The organism is Deefgea rivuli DSM 18356, from assembly GCF_000620145.1.
Lineage (GTDB): Bacteria > Pseudomonadota > Gammaproteobacteria > Burkholderiales > Chitinibacteraceae > Deefgea > Deefgea rivuli.
Map to the genome: position 1 here is coordinate 195861 of NZ_KK211081.1, position 18595 is coordinate 214455.

Annotated in this window: 16 protein-coding genes; 11 read left to right on the forward strand and 5 right to left on the reverse strand. The window is 50.2% G+C overall.

Going from position 1 to position 18595, the window contains the following annotated elements; all coding sequences use genetic code 11:
- Positions 1-30 precede the first annotated feature (30 nt).
- Entirely contained in the window at positions 31-1956 is a 1926-nt protein-coding gene (gene thiC / locus Q320_RS0110860) for a phosphomethylpyrimidine synthase ThiC (protein ID WP_027469027.1), read from the forward strand.
- A 103-nt stretch (positions 1957-2059) separates the two neighbouring features.
- Here thiC and Q320_RS0110865 read toward each other — a convergent pair whose 3' ends face one another.
- Positions 2060-2962: a transporter gene (locus Q320_RS0110865; protein ID WP_084282590.1), complete on the reverse strand. Its 903-nt coding sequence runs from the start codon at positions 2960-2962 to the stop codon at positions 2060-2062.
- Between the two features lie 307 nt (positions 2963-3269).
- Here Q320_RS0110865 and Q320_RS0110870 point away from each other — a divergent pair, with 307 nt between their 5' ends.
- Entirely contained in the window at positions 3270-5261 is a 1992-nt protein-coding gene (locus tag Q320_RS0110870) for a peptidase U32 family protein (protein WP_027469029.1), read from the forward strand.
- 127 nt (positions 5262-5388) lie between these two features.
- On the opposite strand, the gene Q320_RS0110875 is transcribed toward Q320_RS0110870, so the two are convergent.
- A complete protein-coding gene (locus tag Q320_RS0110875; protein ID WP_027469030.1) occupies positions 5389-5712 on the reverse strand; it encodes an antitoxin Xre/MbcA/ParS toxin-binding domain-containing protein in 324 nt (107 codons plus the stop codon).
- 64 nt (positions 5713-5776) lie between these two features.
- A complete protein-coding gene (locus Q320_RS0110880; RefSeq protein WP_027469031.1) occupies positions 5777-6100 on the reverse strand; it encodes a rhodanese-like domain-containing protein in 324 nt (107 codons plus the stop codon).
- A gap of 202 nt (positions 6101-6302) precedes the next feature.
- Between Q320_RS0110880 and Q320_RS0110885 the strand changes: the two genes are divergently transcribed.
- Positions 6303-6773, forward strand: coding sequence for a DMT family transporter (locus Q320_RS0110885; protein WP_027469032.1), 471 nt, complete (start codon positions 6303-6305; stop codon positions 6771-6773).
- 280 nt (positions 6774-7053) lie between these two features.
- The gene (locus Q320_RS22130) at positions 7054-9045 is read left to right on the forward strand and encodes a glycoside hydrolase family 19 protein (RefSeq protein ID WP_169734453.1); all 1992 of its coding nucleotides are present in this window, start codon (positions 7054-7056) and stop codon (positions 9043-9045) included.
- Between the two features lie 115 nt (positions 9046-9160).
- Here the strand turns inward: Q320_RS22130 and Q320_RS20845 are convergent, their stop codons facing one another.
- Positions 9161-11755 (reverse strand): hybrid sensor histidine kinase/response regulator, encoded by a 2595-nt coding sequence (locus Q320_RS20845; RefSeq protein ID WP_051534664.1) that lies wholly within the window; start codon positions 11753-11755, stop codon positions 9161-9163.
- A 100-nt stretch (positions 11756-11855) separates the two neighbouring features.
- Between Q320_RS20845 and rlmD the strand changes: the two genes are divergently transcribed.
- From rlmD to Q320_RS0110910, 3 genes are all read left to right on the forward strand, one after another.
- Positions 11856-13181, forward strand: a complete 1326-nt coding sequence (rlmD, locus tag Q320_RS0110900; RefSeq protein WP_027469034.1) for a 23S rRNA (uracil(1939)-C(5))-methyltransferase RlmD — start codon at positions 11856-11858, stop codon at positions 13179-13181.
- Positions 13182-13262: 81 nt separating this feature from the next.
- The gene (locus tag Q320_RS20850; RefSeq protein WP_051534665.1) at positions 13263-15104 is read left to right on the forward strand and encodes a lamin tail domain-containing protein; all 1842 of its coding nucleotides are present in this window, start codon (positions 13263-13265) and stop codon (positions 15102-15104) included.
- Positions 15101-15643, forward strand: a complete 543-nt coding sequence (locus tag Q320_RS0110910) for a hypothetical protein (protein WP_027469035.1) — start codon at positions 15101-15103, stop codon at positions 15641-15643. The genes Q320_RS20850 and Q320_RS0110910 overlap by 4 nt, the downstream gene beginning before the upstream one ends.
- A 72-nt stretch (positions 15644-15715) precedes the next feature.
- Here Q320_RS0110910 and rnk read toward each other — a convergent pair whose 3' ends face one another.
- The gene (gene rnk, locus Q320_RS0110915) at positions 15716-16126 is read right to left on the reverse strand and encodes a nucleoside diphosphate kinase regulator (protein WP_027469036.1); all 411 of its coding nucleotides are present in this window, start codon (positions 16124-16126) and stop codon (positions 15716-15718) included.
- Positions 16127-16423: 297 nt separating this feature from the next.
- On the opposite strand from rnk, the gene Q320_RS19520 reads away from it, so the two are divergent.
- The 4 genes from Q320_RS19520 to Q320_RS0110935 all read left to right on the forward strand — a co-directional run bounded on the left by Q320_RS19520 (position 16424) and on the right by Q320_RS0110935 (position 18590).
- Entirely contained in the window at positions 16424-16675 is a 252-nt protein-coding gene (locus tag Q320_RS19520; RefSeq protein ID WP_035853471.1) for a hypothetical protein, read from the forward strand.
- A 37-nt stretch (positions 16676-16712) separates the two neighbouring features.
- On the forward strand, positions 16713-17105 hold the full coding sequence (locus tag Q320_RS0110925; protein ID WP_027469037.1) for a hypothetical protein: 393 nt from the start codon (positions 16713-16715) through the stop codon (positions 17103-17105).
- A gap of 162 nt (positions 17106-17267) precedes the next feature.
- Entirely contained in the window at positions 17268-18188 is a 921-nt protein-coding gene (locus tag Q320_RS0110930) for a branched-chain amino acid transaminase (RefSeq protein ID WP_027469038.1), read from the forward strand.
- 204 nt (positions 18189-18392) lie between these two features.
- Positions 18393-18590 carry a zinc-finger domain-containing protein gene (locus Q320_RS0110935; protein ID WP_027469039.1) on the forward strand — a complete coding sequence of 66 codons (198 nt, stop codon included), beginning with the start codon at positions 18393-18395 and terminating at the stop codon, positions 18588-18590.
- Positions 18591-18595 lie beyond the last annotated feature (5 nt).

Below are 18595 nucleotides of genomic sequence, written 5' to 3' on the forward strand. Positions count from 1 at the left end.
CGGACGATGGCCAGTGCACTGGAGAAACTCATGAACGCCAAAGTAGAATTTTCTGCCGATTCGGCCGTCGTCGACGAAGCCGCCATCAAACCGCTACCTAATTCACGCAAAATCTATGTGCAAGGTTCACGCGCCGACATTCAAGTGCCGATGCGTGAAATCAGCCAAGCCGATACGCCATTGCAAATGAGCATTAGCGGCGCGGTTGAAAAAAACCCACCGATTTTCGTCTACGACTGTTCAGGCGCGTACACCGATCCGAAAGCCAAAATCGATGTACGCAAAGGTCTTGATGCCATCCGCGCCGCGTGGATTGCTGAGCGTGACGACACCGAAGTGCTCCAAGGCCTGACCAGTGAATTTGGCCGTATGCGCGAAGCCGATAAAAGCCTTGATGTATTGCGTTTTGAGCTAAAACGCCAGCCGCGCAAAGCCAAAGCCGGCCAAAACGTATCGCAAATGCATTACGCTCGCAAAGGCATCATCACGCCAGAAATGGAATACGTGGCGATTCGCGAAAATATGAATCGCGCGGCGTATCTAGAAAGCCTGCGCGTTAGCAGCCCAACGGGCGAAAAAATGCTGGCGATGATGAATCGTCAACATAAAGGCGAAAACTACGGCGCGATCATGCCTGACGTGATTACGCCTGAATTCGTACGCAGCGAAATCGCCTGCGGCCGTGCCATTATTCCGAACAATATTAATCATCCAGAATCTGAGCCGATGATTATTGGTCGTAATTTCTTGGTCAAAATCAACGGCAACATCGGTAATTCAGCGGTAACGTCGTCGATTACCGAAGAGGTCGACAAAATGACTTGGGGCATCCGTTGGGGTGCCGACACGATTATGGATTTGTCGACTGGCAAAAACATCCACGAAACCCGCGAATGGATTTTACGCAACTCACCAGTTCCAATTGGCACCGTGCCAATCTACCAAGCGCTCGAAAAAGTCAACGGCAAGGCCGAAGACCTAACTTGGGAATTATTCCGCGACACACTGATCGAGCAAGCTGAGCAAGGCGTCGATTACTTCACTATTCACGCTGGCGTCTTATTGCAATATGTGCCGATGACTGCGGGCCGCATGACCGGAATCGTGTCGCGCGGCGGCTCGATTATGGCCAAATGGTGTTTGGCGCATCACCAAGAAAACTTCTTGTACACGCACTTTGAAGACATCTGTCAAATCATGAAGGAATACGACGTCGCCTTCAGCTTGGGCGACGGTCTGCGCCCGGGTTCAATCTGGGATGCCAACGATGAAGCGCAATTGGGCGAACTCAAAACCCTCGGTGAACTGACGCAAATCGCGTGGAAACACGATGTGCAAGTGATGATCGAAGGCCCAGGCCATGTGCCGATGCAGCTCATCAAAGAAAATATGGATAAAGAATTGGAATGGTGCCATGAAGCGCCGTTCTACACGCTTGGCCCATTGACGACCGATATCGCACCGGGTTACGACCACATCACTTCGGCAATTGGCGCGGCGCAAATCGGCTGGTACGGCACGGCAATGCTGTGCTATGTGACGCCAAAAGAGCATTTGGGCTTGCCGAACAAAGCCGACGTGAAAGAAGGCATCATCACCTACAAACTCGCTGCGCACGCCGCCGACTTGGCCAAAGGTCATCCAGGCGCGCAAATTCGTGATAACGCCTTGTCGAAAGCACGCTTTGAATTCCGCTGGGAAGATCAGTTCAATCTAGGTCTCGATCCAGATCGCGCGCGTGATTTCCATGACGAAACGCTACCGAAAGACAGCGCCAAAGTTGCGCATTTCTGCTCAATGTGCGGCCCGCATTTCTGCTCAATGAAAATCACCCAAGACGTCCGTGAATTCGCCGCCAAGCAAGGCATTAGCGAAATCGACGCACTGAAGAAAGGCATGGAAACCAAATCCATCGAATTCATCAAAACAGGTGCAGAGGTATATCACAAGCAGTAATACTGGCTAATGGCTAGACAGATATACCCATAGAAAAAACGCAGCCCCAAGTGATTGGGTGCTGCGTTTTTTTATTACTCATAAGAAAACAGAAATCGAAACCTCACCAAACGTGTGACAGCACTAACGAAATTTCTTTTGTTTCACTCGAACCTTCAGCCGTGCTGATCGGCCACTCGCCCACCACGCGCAGGCTATTGCGCCCTGGTAAACGGAAATTAACTGCCGCACCCGCAGTCCAATTATTCATGCCATCGTTATCCGAACGCACGCCACGCGTCACCGCGCCGCCGTATTGATATTCCAAAGTCGCCGCCAGCCATGCTTCAGGGATAAAGCTATAGCTCGCCATCGCCTTCATGCTGTAACTATTGTCTTGTTGAAACGTCCCGGTTCGATAATCGGTATTATCCGAAAACCAATTCATACTGGCGACACCTTCAAGCACCCACTGCTGCTGCGTCCACCCGAGCTGGCACGACGGAATCACCATCCAGCGATTACTCGTCAAATTCACCGATTGATTTTTCACATACGACGCCGTAGGCACGGCGACTTGCACAGTGCAAGCACTACTCAAACCATTCCGGTCATATTCTTTGAGCGCATCCCGACTGAGCGCCGGCACACGGTAGACGCCAATTCCCAAGCCGATCATCACATCGCCAACCCCATCATCTTGTGCCGATGGACGGCGGCTATTTTCAAACGACTGCTCCACATTCACATACGGCAGCTGCACTGCGGCGTAGGCCAAACGGCCATCCAGCGCAAAATATTGCGCATGGCGAATGCTATAGCTTTGTTTATCGATAATTTCGACTTCGCGCGGGCCGCGCGGCGACTCGATATGCTGCTGGCGAAAGCGCAGCGACGTGCGGCTGGTATCGTCAGCAACCACACCAAACTGGCGAGGATCACTCGCACCAGCGGGCGCAATTAAAACCACCAAACTCAGCAGCAAACCCAAGCCAGTTCGCACCATTTTTAATCCATTCATCCGCATGCAAAATCCAATTAAACCAGCCAAAATCCATCAGGATCAGGACTTTACCTTATTTACATGACAAAACAAGCCAGAAACACAGATTCAAACGCTTGATTGAGCAAGGACAACAACACCGCACCGCAGCATAGAGCGTCGCGACGCAAGTCGGCCGCATCACGGCATTAAATAAAATCGCCGCATCTGCAAACCACATTACGCGGGTTTAGACCCACTTCAAGTGAAAAATAAACGCGCCATTTCCACCGCTAAGCCATTGAATACTTTATACTTCCGCCCCTTCGAACACCTGTTTTTGGATCGCCCCATGCTTTTGCCGCATCAACTCGAATTACTCGCTCCCGCTAAAACCGCCGAAATCGCCCGCGAAGCGATCCTGCACGGTGCTGATGCGGTGTATATCGGCGGGCCGAGCTTTGGCGCGCGGCATAATGCCAGCAATCCAATCGAAGACATCGCGAGCTTGGTGCAGTTCGCGCATCGCTATCATTCGCGCGTCTTCGTGACGCTCAATACCATTTTGCATGACAACGAGCTTGAACCCGCGCGCCAGCAGATTATTCAGCTCTACGAAGCAGGCGTCGATGCGCTCATCGTGCAAGACATGGGCGTATTGAAACTCGATATTCCGCCGATTCAGCTGCATGCCAGCACGCAATGCGATATTCGCAACCCCGAAAAAGCCAAATTTTTATCCGACGCCGGTTTCTCGCAAATCGTGCTGGCACGTGAATTGGGCTTGAAGCAAATTCGTGAAATCAGCGCCGCAGTCGATGACACGGCGACGATTGAATATTTTATCCACGGCGCGCTGTGCGTGGCGTTTTCAGGCCAATGCAATATCAGCCACGCGGCAACCAATCGCAGCGCCAATCGCGGCGATTGCTCGCAAGCTTGCCGTTTGCCGTACACGCTGACCGATCATAAAGGCCAAGTCGTTGCGTTCGACAAGCATTTGCTATCGATGAAAGACAACGATCAAACCGATAATCTGGCGCTGCTGGTCGATGCCGGCGTGCGCTCCTTCAAAATTGAAGGTCGCTATAAAGACGCGCAATACGTCAAAAATATCACCGCGCATTACCGCCGCCATCTGGATGAAATTCTCGAACAACGCCCCGACCTCGCACCCGCATCGAGTGGCCGTAGCGAGATTTTCTTTACGCCGAATGTCGATAAAACCTTCCATCGCGGCCACACCGATTATTTCGCGACGGAACGCAAAACCGACATCGGCGCGTTTGATTCGCCGAAATACGTCGGCCTGCCAGTGGGTACGATTACCCGCGTCACAGACAAATTCTTTGAAATTCAAATCATCGATCCAGCCGAACCGCTCTCAAACGGTGATGGTCTGAACTACATGAAAAAACGCGAAGTCGTCGGCGTACAAGCCAATACGGTCGAAACCATAGATAAAGCGGCTGGCGTATTCCGCGTTTTCCCGAATGAGGCGATGAGCGAGCTGGCTGGACTTAAGGCCGGTATTGGCATGAACCGTAATCGGGATCATGCTTGGGAGCAGATACTTAATAAAAAATCAGCTGAACGCAAAATTGGCGTTTGGTTGAATCTGGCAGAAACGAGCAATGGTTTAGCTTTGACCATCACCGATGCCGACGGCTGTACGGTGACGGTGGACGCGACTATGGCGCTAGAAATCTCTCAGAATGCGGACAAAGCATGGAGCGGCCTGATTGGTGGTTTGGGCAAACTCGGCAATACGATGTTTTACGCCGAAGACGTTTCGCTCAATCTCAGCCAGCCATGGCATGTTGCCGCCTCTACGATTAACGCACTGCGCCGCGAAGCGATTGAGCAGCTCGAAATCGCGCGCGTTGCCGCATGGCCAAAACAAGAACGCAAAACGCCGGTTGAACCGCCAGCAATCTATCCCGATGAAACGCTGTCTTTCTTAGGTAACGTCTACAACAAAAAAGCCCGTGAATTTTATACGCAGCACGGCGTGAAATTGATTGCTGCGGCGTACGAAGCACATGAAGAAGCGGGCGAAGTGCCGCTGATGATTACCAAGCATTGCCTGCGTTTTTCGTTTGAACTCTGCCCGAAACAGGCCAAAGGTGTGATCGGCGTGAAAGGCCAAATCAAGGCCGAACCGATGACTTTATCGAACGATAAAGAAAGCTACACGCTCAAATTCGATTGCAAACCGTGCGAAATGCACGTGATGGGCAAAATGAAACCGCACATTTTAAAATCCGCCCCGCCATCGATCATTCCGCTGCAAACGATTACCTTCCACAAAGCCAAACCTGAGCCGGAAGGCTATAGCCATTAAAAACTAAAAGAAAATAGTCCACGAAAAACACGAAAGGCACGAAAGAAAAACTAAACGACAATTCAATTTTTTGCTTTTGTTCGTGTTTTTCGTGCCTTTCGTGGACGACGGTTTTGACCCGGCTTAATTAATTCATCGATAGCTGCGTTTCGCGCCATGGTGGTAGCGGATATTCCTGCAGCAAGCAGCGTACGATTTCAATCGCGTCCGACTCACCAACCAAAGAAGCTGGCGAAACACCATTTAGTGCGATGTGCGGGCACGTCAACCATTGAACGACCGTGGGCAAATCACCCAACTTTTGCTCGGCCATATCCAATACGCTCAGCCACGGCAACAACACTTGCGGCTCAAATTGCACCACCGCCATTAAATCAGCCAGCAAATCAGGTTGGCTGGCAAGTTCGCGCTCCAGCAAATCTAAAAACTGTTTTACTCGCGTCAAATCCATTATTTATTCCATTAGGTATAGAGATATAGCCTTTAAACTTAAAGGCGTACATTAAAATACCTGCCTAATATCTCGCCATACTGGGCTCAACCTGATCCGCCCACGCCGCAACGCCGCCGTCTAGGTTAATCAGATGTTCAAAGCCTTGCCGTTCCAAAAATCCCGCCACTTGATAGCTGCGCACGCCGTGATGGCAAATCACCACGTAGGTCGCATCTGGGTCTAAACGCGTTTGTTCGCTCGGAATATGATTCATCGGAATGTTTTGGCTACCCGCAATCTGGCACAACGCGACTTCCCACGGCTCACGCACGTCGAGTAAAAGCGGCGCGGCGCGGCTGCTGTCTTGCAGCCAAGTATTCAAATCGCTTGGACTAATGTGCTGCATGCGCTTCCCTTTTAAAATAATTGACCTGCGAAATACATAGCCCGACTATGCCTCGCGGGCGTTCAACTTAATGCAGTTTGCATGCCAACGCAATCCCTATTCACCGCAACACACTGTTGCTCAGCAAGGCACAATCCCAAGGCCGCAAAAATGACTGAATTCAAGTAAGATTGCTCATACTTAACACCCAAGGCAATGTCTCATGACTTACTTTTATAGCGCTTTAGCCTTATTTATCGGCCTGATCGTGCCACTGCAAGCGGCGATTAATAATCAACTCAAAACCGTGATCGGGCAAAGCACTTTGCTGGCGGCGCTGGTGTCATTCTCTGTCGGCACGATTGCGCTGCTGTGCATCAGTATTGCAACGGGGCAAAAGCTCAGCGCGCTCGGCAACCTGCCCAAGGCCGAAGCGTGGATGCTGATAGGCGGCTTGCTCGGCGCGGTGTTTGTCTTCGGCACGACCTTAGTCGCCCCTAAACTCGGCGCGGCGACGATGCTGTCCTTGATTATTACAGGGCAAATTATTGCGTCGATGCTGTTTGATCGATTTGGCTGGTTTGCGATGCCACTGAAAGACATCAGCTGGCCGCGATTATTGGGTGCTGCTTTGGTGATTATCGGTGTGCTCTTAGTGAACTTTGGCAACGACTGGACTACGGGTAAACCCTAATAAAAACGCATCAACGTATTAGAATAAACCGATATAAACCAAGTATTTAGCAGCGAAATCAGCAACTAACTTTTGCAGAACAAACACCTAACTTTTCAGCATTGAAAGAATAATGTTTTTAGTCAATTAATTATTAAAAATGTGATCTAGCTGCTAGTCAATTCTCCCCCTCACTATTAGTATGCTCTTTGCTTACATGCGGAATTCGTCGTAGAGCAAACTCATAACAGCACCAGCCGGCCAAACCGATCTAGGTGCAATAAATAGGATGGAGACTTTGATGTCACAGATGAATCGTTGGATGCTGGCGGCTATTCCTGCTGCGATCTGCTCAATACAGGTCATGGCTGCAACTGCTTGGAATAGCGTAACTGTTTACAATGGCGGCGAAATCGTCACCTATGCTGGCAAAAATTACAAAGCCAAATGGTGGACGCAAAACAATATTCCGGGTGCAGAGCAATGGGGCCCGTGGGAGCTACAAAGCAGCGGCGTTGCAACGCCAGCCCCAACAGTAATACCAACAGTTGCACCGACAGCGGCGCCGACTACAGCGCCAACGGCTAAACCTGTCGTAACAGCGACACCAATGGCAACGCCAGCGACCACAACACCACCCGCCGCAGGTAGTTGCGTAAGCACATGGAATAGCGCTACCGCATATCAAGGCGGCCAACGTGTGGTTTACAACAACAATACTTATGAAGCCAAATGGTGGGTGCAAGGCACTGCACCTTCAGCCAGTGATCTTTGGGGTCCGTGGAAAGATGTTGGCGTTTGCAGCAGCGGCGGTGCTCAGCCCACCGCAGTACCAAGCACCGCGCCAACTGCAACACCAAAACCAACAGCCAGTCCAGTCGTTACCGTCGCACCAACAGCAACGGCAAAACCGACAGCAACACCAACAGTTGCACCGACTACAGCGCCAACAGCCACCCCAAGCGCAATCCCAACGGCCACACCAGCTGCTACGGCAACGCCAATCACAGCGGCCTACAAACCGCAAATCACTTATGTCGCCGCGCCTGCTGGTTACCCAAGCGATGCGCAATTCACGGCTGCCGAGCAAGCGCTGTATAGCCAAGCCGGATCTGACGCCAAAACCATCGACCGAATTCGTGATGCTTTGCAAGTGCGTGCCGATTCAATCGTTAATGCCGTTGCGCCAGGCGCAGCAGGCAATCCAGACAACGTGAAACGCGTTGAACGTGTACTCAGCCAAACGAAGTTTGATTACTTCTTCCCTGTGCGCAATGTGAAATACACCTACGACAATTTACTCAAAGGCGTGGCGAAATTCCCAGCGTATTGCGCGACCTACACTGATGGCCGTGATTCAGATTTGATTTGTAAAAAATTGCTCGCCACCTCGTTTGCGCACTTTGCACAAGAAACTGGCGCGAACTGGCCGTCACTGACACCCGCCGTAGCGCGTGGCTATGCCGAGCAAAACAATGCCGTGTTGGCCACACTCGATCAATCCACAGCGATCCCAACTTTCCGTCAAGGTCTGTGGTTCTTGCGTGAGCAAGGCATGCAAGAAGGTAATGGTGTCGGTGGCTACCAAGATTGCTTTAGCGGTGCTGGCAGCTCGATTTTCTCGATCTTCTATCCTTGCGGCAAAAATGCCCAAGGCCAGTACCTCAGCTATTTTGGTCGCGGCTCAAAACAATTGTCGTGGAACTACAATTACGGCCCATTTAGCAAATCGCTGTATGGTGACGTGAATGTCTTGCTCGACAAGCCTGAATTGGTGGCGGATACATCGCTTAATTTTGCTTCAGCGATTTGGTTTGCCGTGTATCCACAATCGCCAAAACCACCGATGACTTGGGTAGTAGATGGCACTTGGATTCCGAATCAAGTGGATACTGCTAATGGCATGAAACCAGGCTTTGGCGCGACAACTTACATCATTAACGGCGGTATCGAATGCGGTAAAGGTTCAGAAGCTTCGCAATCGCTGAACCGTATCGCGGCCTACAAAGAGTTCACCAAAGAGCTCGGCATCGATATCACGGGCGAGCAACTCACGTGCGGCAGCTCAAAAGGCTTTACCGATGGCTCGGCAGCGGCAACGAAAACCTACTTGGATAAAGGCTGGACTTACAACGCCAACAATCCAGGCGGCGTATCGTGGTCTTGCCAATTGGCGACGTATCAAACGCCATTTAGCCTTGCCAACCCGGGCGATTACAAAGCCTGCGTGGATTATTTCTTCCGTGGCCAAGTGAAATTCAATGGTCAGGTCGTAATCGACAACGCCAAGTAATCCCAAGCTATAAAAAAACGCCGTCCCTTCTAAAAAAGGAACGGCGTTTTTTGTAGCTAAAAAATTAAATGTAAATAGGTATAGCCATCTAGTCCTTATTTATAAATGGCTATATTCACATACCCACTAGATCAACAGTCTGCTCTGGCAAATACTGCGCGACTATGCTTTTCAGTTTGATTAAATCCAAAGGCTTGGCCAAAAAGCCATCCATGCCAGCAGCCAAGCATTCATTCTCACTGTGCTCAAACGCGTTCGCAGTCAGCGCAATAATCGGTAAAGCCCGTGTATGCTCTTGGCTACGCAAAATCCGCGTTGCGGCCAAACCATCCATTTGCGGCATTTGCCAATCCATCAGCACCAAATCAAAACGTTGCGCGTTGGCCGCCGCAATCGCCTCATGACCATTCGCAGTGAGCACTACTTCGCAGCCCAATTTGGCAAGAAAAGCCGATACCACGCGCTGATTAATCAGATTATCTTCGGCGACCAAAACCTTGCCTGCGTAGCGTGTTCCCGCTTCTTGTTGCACAAATGCAGATCGCACTTCGGCGCAGCCCAATAGCTCAGCCAAAGTGTGCAGCAAAACCCGCTCGGCCAGTGCTACTTTACACACAAAGGTATGCTCTGAATCTAATTGCAGCTCGTCCGGCATTTGCCAGCCCAGCAATAAAATCGGAATACGGCTATCCTCCGCCTCGCTAGAGCATCGATCTTCGCAAATCAATGCATCGATACTGGCGCGATCTTCTGGCCATTCAGCCAATACGGTCACGCCAGCGGCAATCAAACACGGTAAGACCATTCTGGCCACCCCGTCGCTTTGCCCCAACCACAAAACTTTTTTGCCACTTAATCCATACAAGGGCAAAACGCGCGGTTTAGTAAAATGCTGACGCGGTAAAGTCACAACAAATTTCGAGCCCTTCCCTAGCTCAGAGCGGACTTGGATATCGCCTTGCATCAATTCAAGCAAGGATTTGGAAATCGCCAAGCCAAGACCCGTACCGCTATAACGCCGCGTTGAGCCCGATTCAGCTTGGTAAAAGCGCTGGAATAATTGCGCCGAGCTGCCCTGATCAATCCCAATCCCGGTATCTTCGACTGAAATCCGAATCTGTTGGGCATCGCAAAGCGCAATCACCCGCACCCCGCCCACTTCGGTAAATTTAATCGCATTGGAAATTAAATTAATCAGCACTTGCTTCAAACGCAGTGCATCTCCGATATACCAAGCGGGCAAGTCAGCAGCAATGTCCAAGACCAAATCTAAACGCGCTTCCACAGCACGCGATGCCAATGCCGATGCGGCCTCTTCGATCACATGCGTTAATTCAAACGGCGCCTTCGTTAGCTCCAACTTACCCGCTTCAATTTTCGAAAAGTCGAGTAAATCATTCACCAGCAGCACCAGCGAATCACCTGATTTACGTACGTTGCTGACGTATTCGCTTTGTTCAAGATTGAGCGGCGTATTGCCGAGCAATTGCACAAACCCCAAAATACCATTCAATGGCGTACGGATTTCGTGGCTCATCGTCGCCAAAAAACTCGACTTGGCGTAGCTCGCAGCTTCAGCGGCATCGCGCGCAATCGACAGAGAATCGCTTTGCAATAAAAGTCTTTCATTCGCTTGGCGCAACTCTTCTTGCACTTGCTTAGCACGAATCAGCTGCGACACAATTGCGGCAAATAACTTCATTACTTCGCGTTGATACGGCATTAAGCTGCGACGGTGCAAGAAATTATCCGCCGCCATCCAACCTAGCAAAGTGTTATCCGCGTACAGCGCGACCAAAGAATTCCAACCGCGTCCGACGACGACTTTATTGTAATAAATCGCGGCGTCTTCTTTGACCATCACCTCGCCGGGCTTGGCCAGCGCATCGCGAAAAATCTGATGCGGTGGCGTGACAGTGCGGTACCACGATTCATTGGTTAAATCGCCGTTATTGTCGGTACCGTAAGTACCGCACATTTCATTGCTGCTTAAATCGGCAGTAAATAAACCCATCCGATCAATGCCTAAATCAGTAATCGCGGCCTGTACCGCATCGTGATACAGCGCATCTAAAGAAGTCGTCTGGGTTAAGCGCAGCGTGACTTGATGTAATTTTTGTAGCAGCTCGCGGTATTCTTCAGCGCGTTGCAGGCTTTGCTGCAAACGCCGCGTCATTTCATCGCGCTCTAAATCATGCCCATACAATAAAGCCGCAATCCGCTCTTGCAGCATGCCGGCTAGGGCTTCGCACTCAATCCGAAATGAAGCCGTATCGAGATACGCTTGTAAGCGCGCCACATCGCTTAGCTCCACATACAGCAAAGCTTGCGTACAGTCCTGATCGAGCAAGGGCAGAATTAATCGAAATAGAGGGACGACCTCTTCATCAGGTACGTCCCAGATTTCTTGCATTTGATAGCTAACTGGCCGCACTGAAACCGCAGGTTCGCGCATTTGCCAAGCCAGCTCTTCCACTGGCACGCCAAAGAAACCCGAGGGATGCTGCGCTTCAGCAAATGCCAGTGCGCGTTGTCCAACCACGGCTTCGGCATAAATCGCCACCGATGCCGCACTCTCGCTAGGCAGCACCAAATAGGCACGTTTTGCGCCCAGCGCATCGCGTACCGCAGCCACCAATGTCGCGGCAAATTCATCCCAAGTATCGGCCTCAAGCAAGGCGGGTAAACACAATACGGACTCTAATTGCATAGCAAACCTTTTTCATCATCACGCGGAGTATTCACTCAGCCATAAACACAAGCATCGGCTGCGTTATAATGCAGCACTATTTTTCTGACGTAAGTGCGCCATGACTCTACCTGCACCCCGAAGCAATCCGATTGCCACCGTTGAATCACTTGACCACGAAGGTCACGGCGTAGCGCGCCATGAAGGCAAAACCATTTTTATCGACGGTGCTTTGCCTTATGAAACGATTTCATTTAGCAGCTACCGCAAAAAGCCGACCTTTGAAAACGCGCAAGCTATCATAATCCATAATGAAAGCTTTATGCGGGTTAAACCTAAATGTCCGCACTTTGGCGTCTGTGGTGGGTGCTCGATGCAACACATGGAATTTGGTGCTCAGGTCGCGTCTAAACAACGCATTTTAGAAGACAATCTCAAGCGTATCGGCAAGGTTACGCCCGACACGATGATGCCAGCGATTTATGGCCAAGCCTGGGGCTATCGCTCACGCGGTCGTTTGTCAGCGCGCTATGTCGCTAAAAAAGAGCAAGTATTAGTCGGCTTTCACGAACGCCGCTCTGGCTTTATTGCCGATATGAGCGAATGCCATGTACTACCCAAATCAATGTCGGATCAATTGCTGCCGCTGCGTGAGCTGATTAGCGCGCTGTCGATTGTGAATGACATGCCACAAATCGAATTGGCTGTCGGCGAGAATGTCACCGTACTGGTGTTCCGCATTATGGTGGCAATTAACGACGCCGATTTCGCACTATTTAAAGCCTATGCCGACCAGTGGAAAGTACAAATTTGGCTACAACCGCAAGGCCCCGATAGCGCCTATCCGCTCTACCCGCTGGATGCACCTGCACTCACGTATTCAATGCCTGAATTCGGCATTGAAATGCCATTCAAACCGACCGAATTCACCCAGGTCAATTACGCCATTAATCGCGTGATGGTAGAGCGGGCGATGAAATTGCTTGATCCACAAGAAGGTGAACTCATCGCCGATATGTTCTGTGGTCTGGGTAATTTCACGCTGCCGATTGCGCGCAGCGGCGCGAAGGTGCTGGGTATGGAAGGCAGCCAACAACTGGTTGAGCGCGCGCTCGAAGGTGCAAAGCACAATCATCTGGACCATCTCACCAGCTATGAAATCGCTAATCTATTTGAAATGACCGAAGCATGGCTGGATAAACTCGGGCGATTCGACAAAATGCTGATCGATCCACCCCGCGATGGCGCGATGGCGCTGTGCAATTCAATCAGTATTGAACACGGCCCAAAACGCATCGTTTACGTGTCCTGTAGCCCCGCCACCTTGGCACGCGATGCGGACATCTTAGTTAATACCAAGGGGTATACGCTCAAAAGTGCCGGCGTGATTAATATGTTTCCACATACCGCCCATGTGGAAAGTATTGCGTGGTTTGAGAAGGCTTAAGTAATCTAATCGAAAGCAAAGACAAGTTAAGTTGAACTGTATTATGATGTGCGCCTATCTTATTTCTGGCTTAAATCTATCATGCATGCAGCACGCCCTCTACTTGTTCTTGCTACTTCGATTGTATTAAGTGCCTGCGGAGGGGGTGGCGGAGGCGGTGGAGATTCCGCACCAACAGGTACGGGTACCACAGCAGCAGCTACACCTACGCCAGCCCCGTATATTCCACCAGCGGCAGATGCCGTTTCTGCCGATGCGCCACTCTTAACTGCCGTCGCCATCCCGATGGTCGCTGGCTCCCTCATCATTAGCGAAATCTCAAGTGGCACCTATGCGGGTGACCACTGGATAGAAATCTATAATCCAAACTCCGTTGCAGTAGATATAAGTGGCGTTAAATTGCGCTCATCTAGCAATTCTGGCACAAGCGAATTCACCCTACCCAGTACCGTCATCGCCGCCAATGGCTATGTCGTAGTTGCCGCCAAATCAGCGACTAACTTAATTTCTACCCAACAAATCGCCTTTGTGGAAAATGGCACTCAACTACCTTACTGGGGCACCAGTGGTTTTGTTGAGCTATTTAACCCAGTCGGCAATGTCACCGTCGACTTCGTACGTTTTGGTAGTGATAGCACCCAACCCAAAACCCTAGCCGCATGGTCAGGCAGCAACGCTCCTGCACTACCAGCGACTTATGGCAGCAGCTTGGTCCGCCCTGTAGCCAACATCAGCAATGACAGCAACTCGGCGATTGATTTTCAAGTGGTCAGCTTTATCACGCCCGCAGGCCCTAACGACATCGCCGCAAACGCAGTTGATGCAGACAATGATGGCATTCCAGACTCTGCAGAAGTTCTCGGCGGCCGATTTGCTGGGCTGGATTTATACGCGATGGGTGCTAGAGCAGGGATAAAAGATATTTTTATCGAGCTTGATTACATGAGTAGCGTCGATGAAGGGGTTAAACCCCGCCCCGAGGCATTGAAAAAAGTGGTGGATGCATTTGCCCGCAAAAACATTGCCGTCCATTTTGACACTGGTAGCAATATCGCTGGTTACAATCTAGGCAATACCCAATCCGTTCTACCTTTCAATGCTTGCCTTGATTTAGGGACTCCTAAGGCCGGTTGTGCTGACGTTTATGTGCTCAAAGCGAAATACTTTGATCTACGCCGTCAGCCTATTTTTCATTATGCTGTTGCCGGTTATGAAGCAGGTTCGGGCGGTGCAGGGATTGCAGGGCGTGGTGAAATTGCCGGTAATGACTTTAATATCACCTTAGGTAATTCGAAACTCACTGCGGCCAACACAGCCGACAAAAATTTCCTAATTAACCAGCAAGCCTCCACTCTCATGCATGAGCTAGGCCACAACCTTGGTCTGCACCATGGCGGATTTGAAGCGAATAACTACAAACCAAATTACATTAGCATTATGAATTATCTCTATAACACGGGAATTCCACCGAATGTGACTGGGATGAATGCCGGACAGCGCTGGTATATAAACAATGGAATGAAAAATTTATACACCTGCTCAGCGGCCGTAGAAGCCAATATGTGTAGCGATAGCTTCATCATTGATTTCTCTGATGGCAGCTCGAGTGACTTGGATGAAACGAGCCTATTAGAAAGCAACTTGCTCGGCCGAGGCAGTAGTACGGGCGCATATATCGACTGGAATGGCGATAGGCTTTTAACTGGCATGTCAGTTTCAGTCAATATTGATGCACCGGATAATTTTAGCAAAACCGTGCTCAAAGATTACAATGACTGGCAAAATATAAACTTGGCCTTCTCACGCCAAGTCAACGGTGCACGTAGTCTGCGCGTTAATCACAGCACAGTGCAGTCGGATATTCATTTGCTCAATGATCGCCAAACTGTAGCTCAAGAATTCCCAACCAGGAAAACACAATGAAATACACATTGATCGCCGCAATCGGCCTCTCTATCGGCAGCGCATTTGCTGCAACGCCAGTAAAAATCAGTGGTACATGGCAACAGCAGCAAGTGATTGAGGCGATCAATACCGACGTTTCCGGCGACTGGAGCATCCGTCATGGCGAAGAAATACTCAGCGTGACGGCTGCACCAGCACCGTTTCGTACCGTTAAAACAGGGGATTGGCTTAATCTGGAAATACGCCATCATCCTGCTGGGATGATGCGTAAATTAACTTGGTCTACCGGTGCAGAAAGTACCCCGTATTTAATACTGGGGCAGAATATGGCGATAGTGGGCGAAGTGATTCCCGGCTGGCGCTGGGATCAAGATTTGTCTTTAGTCCATCAGCAAAAACGGATCAAACTCAAACCAGGTCAAGCTCGTACGATTCAAGGCTGGTGTGTTTTAGTTCGTGATCTGCGCCCCGCGCAAGCCGATCAGGAAGGCATCGCCAATGAAAGCGAAACCCGCGCCGATTGGTGGGCACAGCCCAAACCGTGCACAAAAAAATAAGCCCAATAAAAAAGGACGGATTTTAATCCGTCCTTTTTTTAAATCTGAATCCCCACCTGAACCCATTCAAGCCTAGCGATGGTATTTACCCATTGCTTCAGGCTGCTTGAGCACATCCAGAATCCGTAGCGAAATCTCACGCCCGCCTGGCACTTGCCAGTCTATCGTCTGGCCTACCGATAGGCCCAGCAAAGCACTGCCAACCGGCACCAAAATTGAAATCGCACCCGCAGCACCGCCATCTTCTGGATACACCAGAGTCAGCTCATATTCACTTAGCGTGGAGTCCTCCACAAAGCGCACTGTCGAATTCATCGTCACCAAACCCGGTGGAATTTGCGTTGGCTCCAGCACGGTGGCACGATCCAGTTCACGTTTCAAATCAGCCAAGCCGGGTAATTTCTGATGTTTTGGTTCGGCGATCATTTGCTCTAATCGTACTAAATCCAGACTAGATACAGTAATAGACGGTAAATGTGCCACGGCTGACCTCCCTTATTAAGTAAATGACAAAAACTCGGCACATCGTACCCAGTTCACTGATTCTCGCAAATCCAGCAGTGAATTCCTCGTAACTAATTCACTTGCCAAATGCATGAATGTGAGCAAGCCAATATTTACATCCAATCTCGCAATCGTATTTGCCAAGCCAAAGATTGATCGACTACCCTTTGTATAAAGGTACAAAAATAACAAGCAGTACAACCCACAAAACATCAAAATTAAGCACTAGGTATATCAGCCTAGAAACCGACAAACAAAGCATAGAGAGATATACCCATGAAAATCGCGCTTACCCTTCTCTGCGGCCTAACGCTATTCGCTCAGATTGCCAACGCCAGCGTGGCCGACCCCCATGATGCCACGACCGTATCGGCTAAAGATGCTTACGGCTGCGTGGGCGAGCAGGGCTATTCTTGGTGCGTTAAACTCAAACAATGTGTGCGACCAAGCAAAATCTTAATTGAAAATAATTTAGAGTTAACAGCTGAAAATTTTCACGAATTTTGTCAAACTCAACACAAAGAATAATTAGCATCACTTAACCCCTCACTTTGAGTTTTTGCATATGAAAAAAATCATCGGCATCGCCGCGCTCCTGCTGTCTTCTCTATGGCTCACTTCGCTCGCTCACGCGCACAGTGATGTACCGCTCAAAGCTGAATACGGCGGCACGATCAAAGAAGCTGCCGCTGGCCATCAGCTTGAAGTCACTTACAGCGCCACGGCGTTATCGCTATATATCAAAGATCACGACGGCAAAAAACTTAGTAGTGAAGGCGCCAGCGCCGAAATCATCGTACAGCAAAATAATACCAACACACCCGTCCAACTCAAGCCGAGCAAAGGCAATGCGCTGACTGCCAAGGGCGATTTTTCGCAACTCTCTGGCGCGATCGTGATTGTGAAATACACGATGAAAGGCGAAAAACTTGAACAAGCGCGCCTCACGCTGAAATAAACGCGTCATCTGCTCCGCCACCTGAACGCAGCGCCGCCTGCCCCTGCATGGATGACTGTCGTTGCCGTGTGCAAACACTGCACGCGGCAGCGCTGAAAGTGCACGTTTTCGGTTACAATCACCGTCTTTATTGAACCCCAGAATTCAGGCAGGAGAACATCGATGTCAATGGCAGATCGCGACGGCGTTATTTGGTATGACGGCAAAATGGTACCTTGGCGCGAAGCCACGACCCACGTGCTCACCCACACCTTGCATTACGGTATGGGCGTTTTTGAAGGCGTTCGCGCTTATGAAACCAGCACCGGTCCAGCTATTTTCCGCCTGCAAGACCACACCAACCGCCTGTTTAATTCAGCGAAAATTCTGAATATGACGCTGCCGTTTACGCGCGAAGAAATTAACGCTGCGCACATCGCAGTGATCAAAGAAAACGGTCTTAAATCAGGTTATATGCGCCCAATGGCGTTTTACGGCTCAGAAAAACTCGGCATCGCGCCACCGAAAAAAGACGTGCACATCATCGTCGCAGCTTGGCCTTGGGGCGCGTACTTGGGTGAAGACGGTTTGGCCAAAGGCATTCGCGTTAAAACTTCGAGCTTCTCGCGTCATCACGTCAATGTGACGATGTGCAAAGCCAAAGCCAACGGCAATTACATGAATTCGATCATGGCGCACGACGAAGCGGCGGCCGATGGTTACGACGAAGCGCTGCTCTTGGATGTGGATGGTTTTGTCGCTGAAGGTTCGGGCGAAAACATTTTCGTCATTCGCGCTGGCAAACTCTACACACCGGATTTGACGTCGTGCTTGGACGGGATTACCCGCAACACGATTTTCCAAATCGCCACTGAAATGGGCATCCAAGTCATCGAAAAACGCATCACGCGCGACGAAGTGTATATCTGTGATGAAGCCTTCTTTACCGGCACCGCCGCTGAAGTGACACCGATCCGCGAACTCGACAACCGCACCATCGGTTGCGGTAGCCGTGGCCCGATTACCACTGAAATCCAAAAACGTTATTTCGATATCGTTCAAGGCCGCGACGCTAACCACGCAGCTTGGTTAACCGCCTGCTAAGTCACGGCTGCTGCGCAATTATTTAAAAGTCAAAAACGGAGTCCACGAAAGACACGAAAAAACACGAACAAGCTTGTTTATCGTTAACTCGATGCGAAATAAGTTGAAGTGTTAGTATTTTTCGTGGCTTTCGTGTGTTTCGTGGACTCAAATTCGAACTTTCTGCGTAGCATCAGCGCCAACATCATTATTCGGAGTTGAATCATGAGCACCAAAGAAGCACAAAAAGCCATTGAAGTAGTCGCTAAAGACCTACCACTGCACTGTCCAATGCCAGATATGACAAGCTGGAATTCACATCCGCGCGTTTTCTTGGATGTGGCAAAAACCGGTTCAGTGCTCTGTCCATACTGTGGTACGACGTATACGCTCAAAGCCGGCGAAGTCGTTAAGGGTCATTGATATAT

Excerpts from the sequence above, each read along its gene's own strand:
- Q320_RS0110910 (WP_027469035.1), top strand. The coding sequence starts at position 15,101 with ATGAAATACACATTGATCGCCGCAATCGGCCTCTCTATCGGCAGCGCA.
- Q320_RS0110865 (WP_084282590.1), bottom strand. The coding sequence starts at position 2,962 with ATGCGGATGAATGGATTAAAAATGGTGCGAACTGGCTTGGGTTTGCTG.
- Q320_RS0110925 (WP_027469037.1), top strand. The coding sequence starts at position 16,713 with ATGAAAAAAATCATCGGCATCGCCGCGCTCCTGCTGTCTTCTCTATGG.
- Q320_RS19520 (WP_035853471.1), top strand. The coding sequence starts at position 16,424 with ATGAAAATCGCGCTTACCCTTCTCTGCGGCCTAACGCTATTCGCTCAG.
- Q320_RS0110880 (WP_027469031.1), bottom strand. The coding sequence starts at position 6,100 with ATGCAGCACATTAGTCCAAGCGATTTGAATACTTGGCTGCAAGACAGC.
- Q320_RS0110875 (WP_027469030.1), bottom strand. The coding sequence starts at position 5,712 with ATGGATTTGACGCGAGTAAAACAGTTTTTAGATTTGCTGGAGCGCGAA.
- Q320_RS0110935 (WP_027469039.1), top strand. The coding sequence starts at position 18,393 with ATGAGCACCAAAGAAGCACAAAAAGCCATTGAAGTAGTCGCTAAAGAC.
- Q320_RS0110870 (WP_027469029.1), top strand. The coding sequence starts at position 3,270 with ATGCTTTTGCCGCATCAACTCGAATTACTCGCTCCCGCTAAAACCGCC.
- Q320_RS22130 (WP_169734453.1), top strand. The coding sequence starts at position 7,054 with ATGTCACAGATGAATCGTTGGATGCTGGCGGCTATTCCTGCTGCGATC.
- Q320_RS0110885 (WP_027469032.1), top strand. The coding sequence starts at position 6,303 with ATGACTTACTTTTATAGCGCTTTAGCCTTATTTATCGGCCTGATCGTG.
- rlmD (WP_027469034.1), top strand. The coding sequence starts at position 11,856 with ATGACTCTACCTGCACCCCGAAGCAATCCGATTGCCACCGTTGAATCA.
- thiC (WP_027469027.1), top strand. The coding sequence starts at position 31 with ATGAACGCCAAAGTAGAATTTTCTGCCGATTCGGCCGTCGTCGACGAA.
- Q320_RS0110930 (WP_027469038.1), top strand. The coding sequence starts at position 17,268 with ATGTCAATGGCAGATCGCGACGGCGTTATTTGGTATGACGGCAAAATG.
- Q320_RS20850 (WP_051534665.1), top strand. The coding sequence starts at position 13,263 with ATGCATGCAGCACGCCCTCTACTTGTTCTTGCTACTTCGATTGTATTA.
- Q320_RS20845 (WP_051534664.1), bottom strand. The coding sequence starts at position 11,755 with ATGCAATTAGAGTCCGTATTGTGTTTACCCGCCTTGCTTGAGGCCGAT.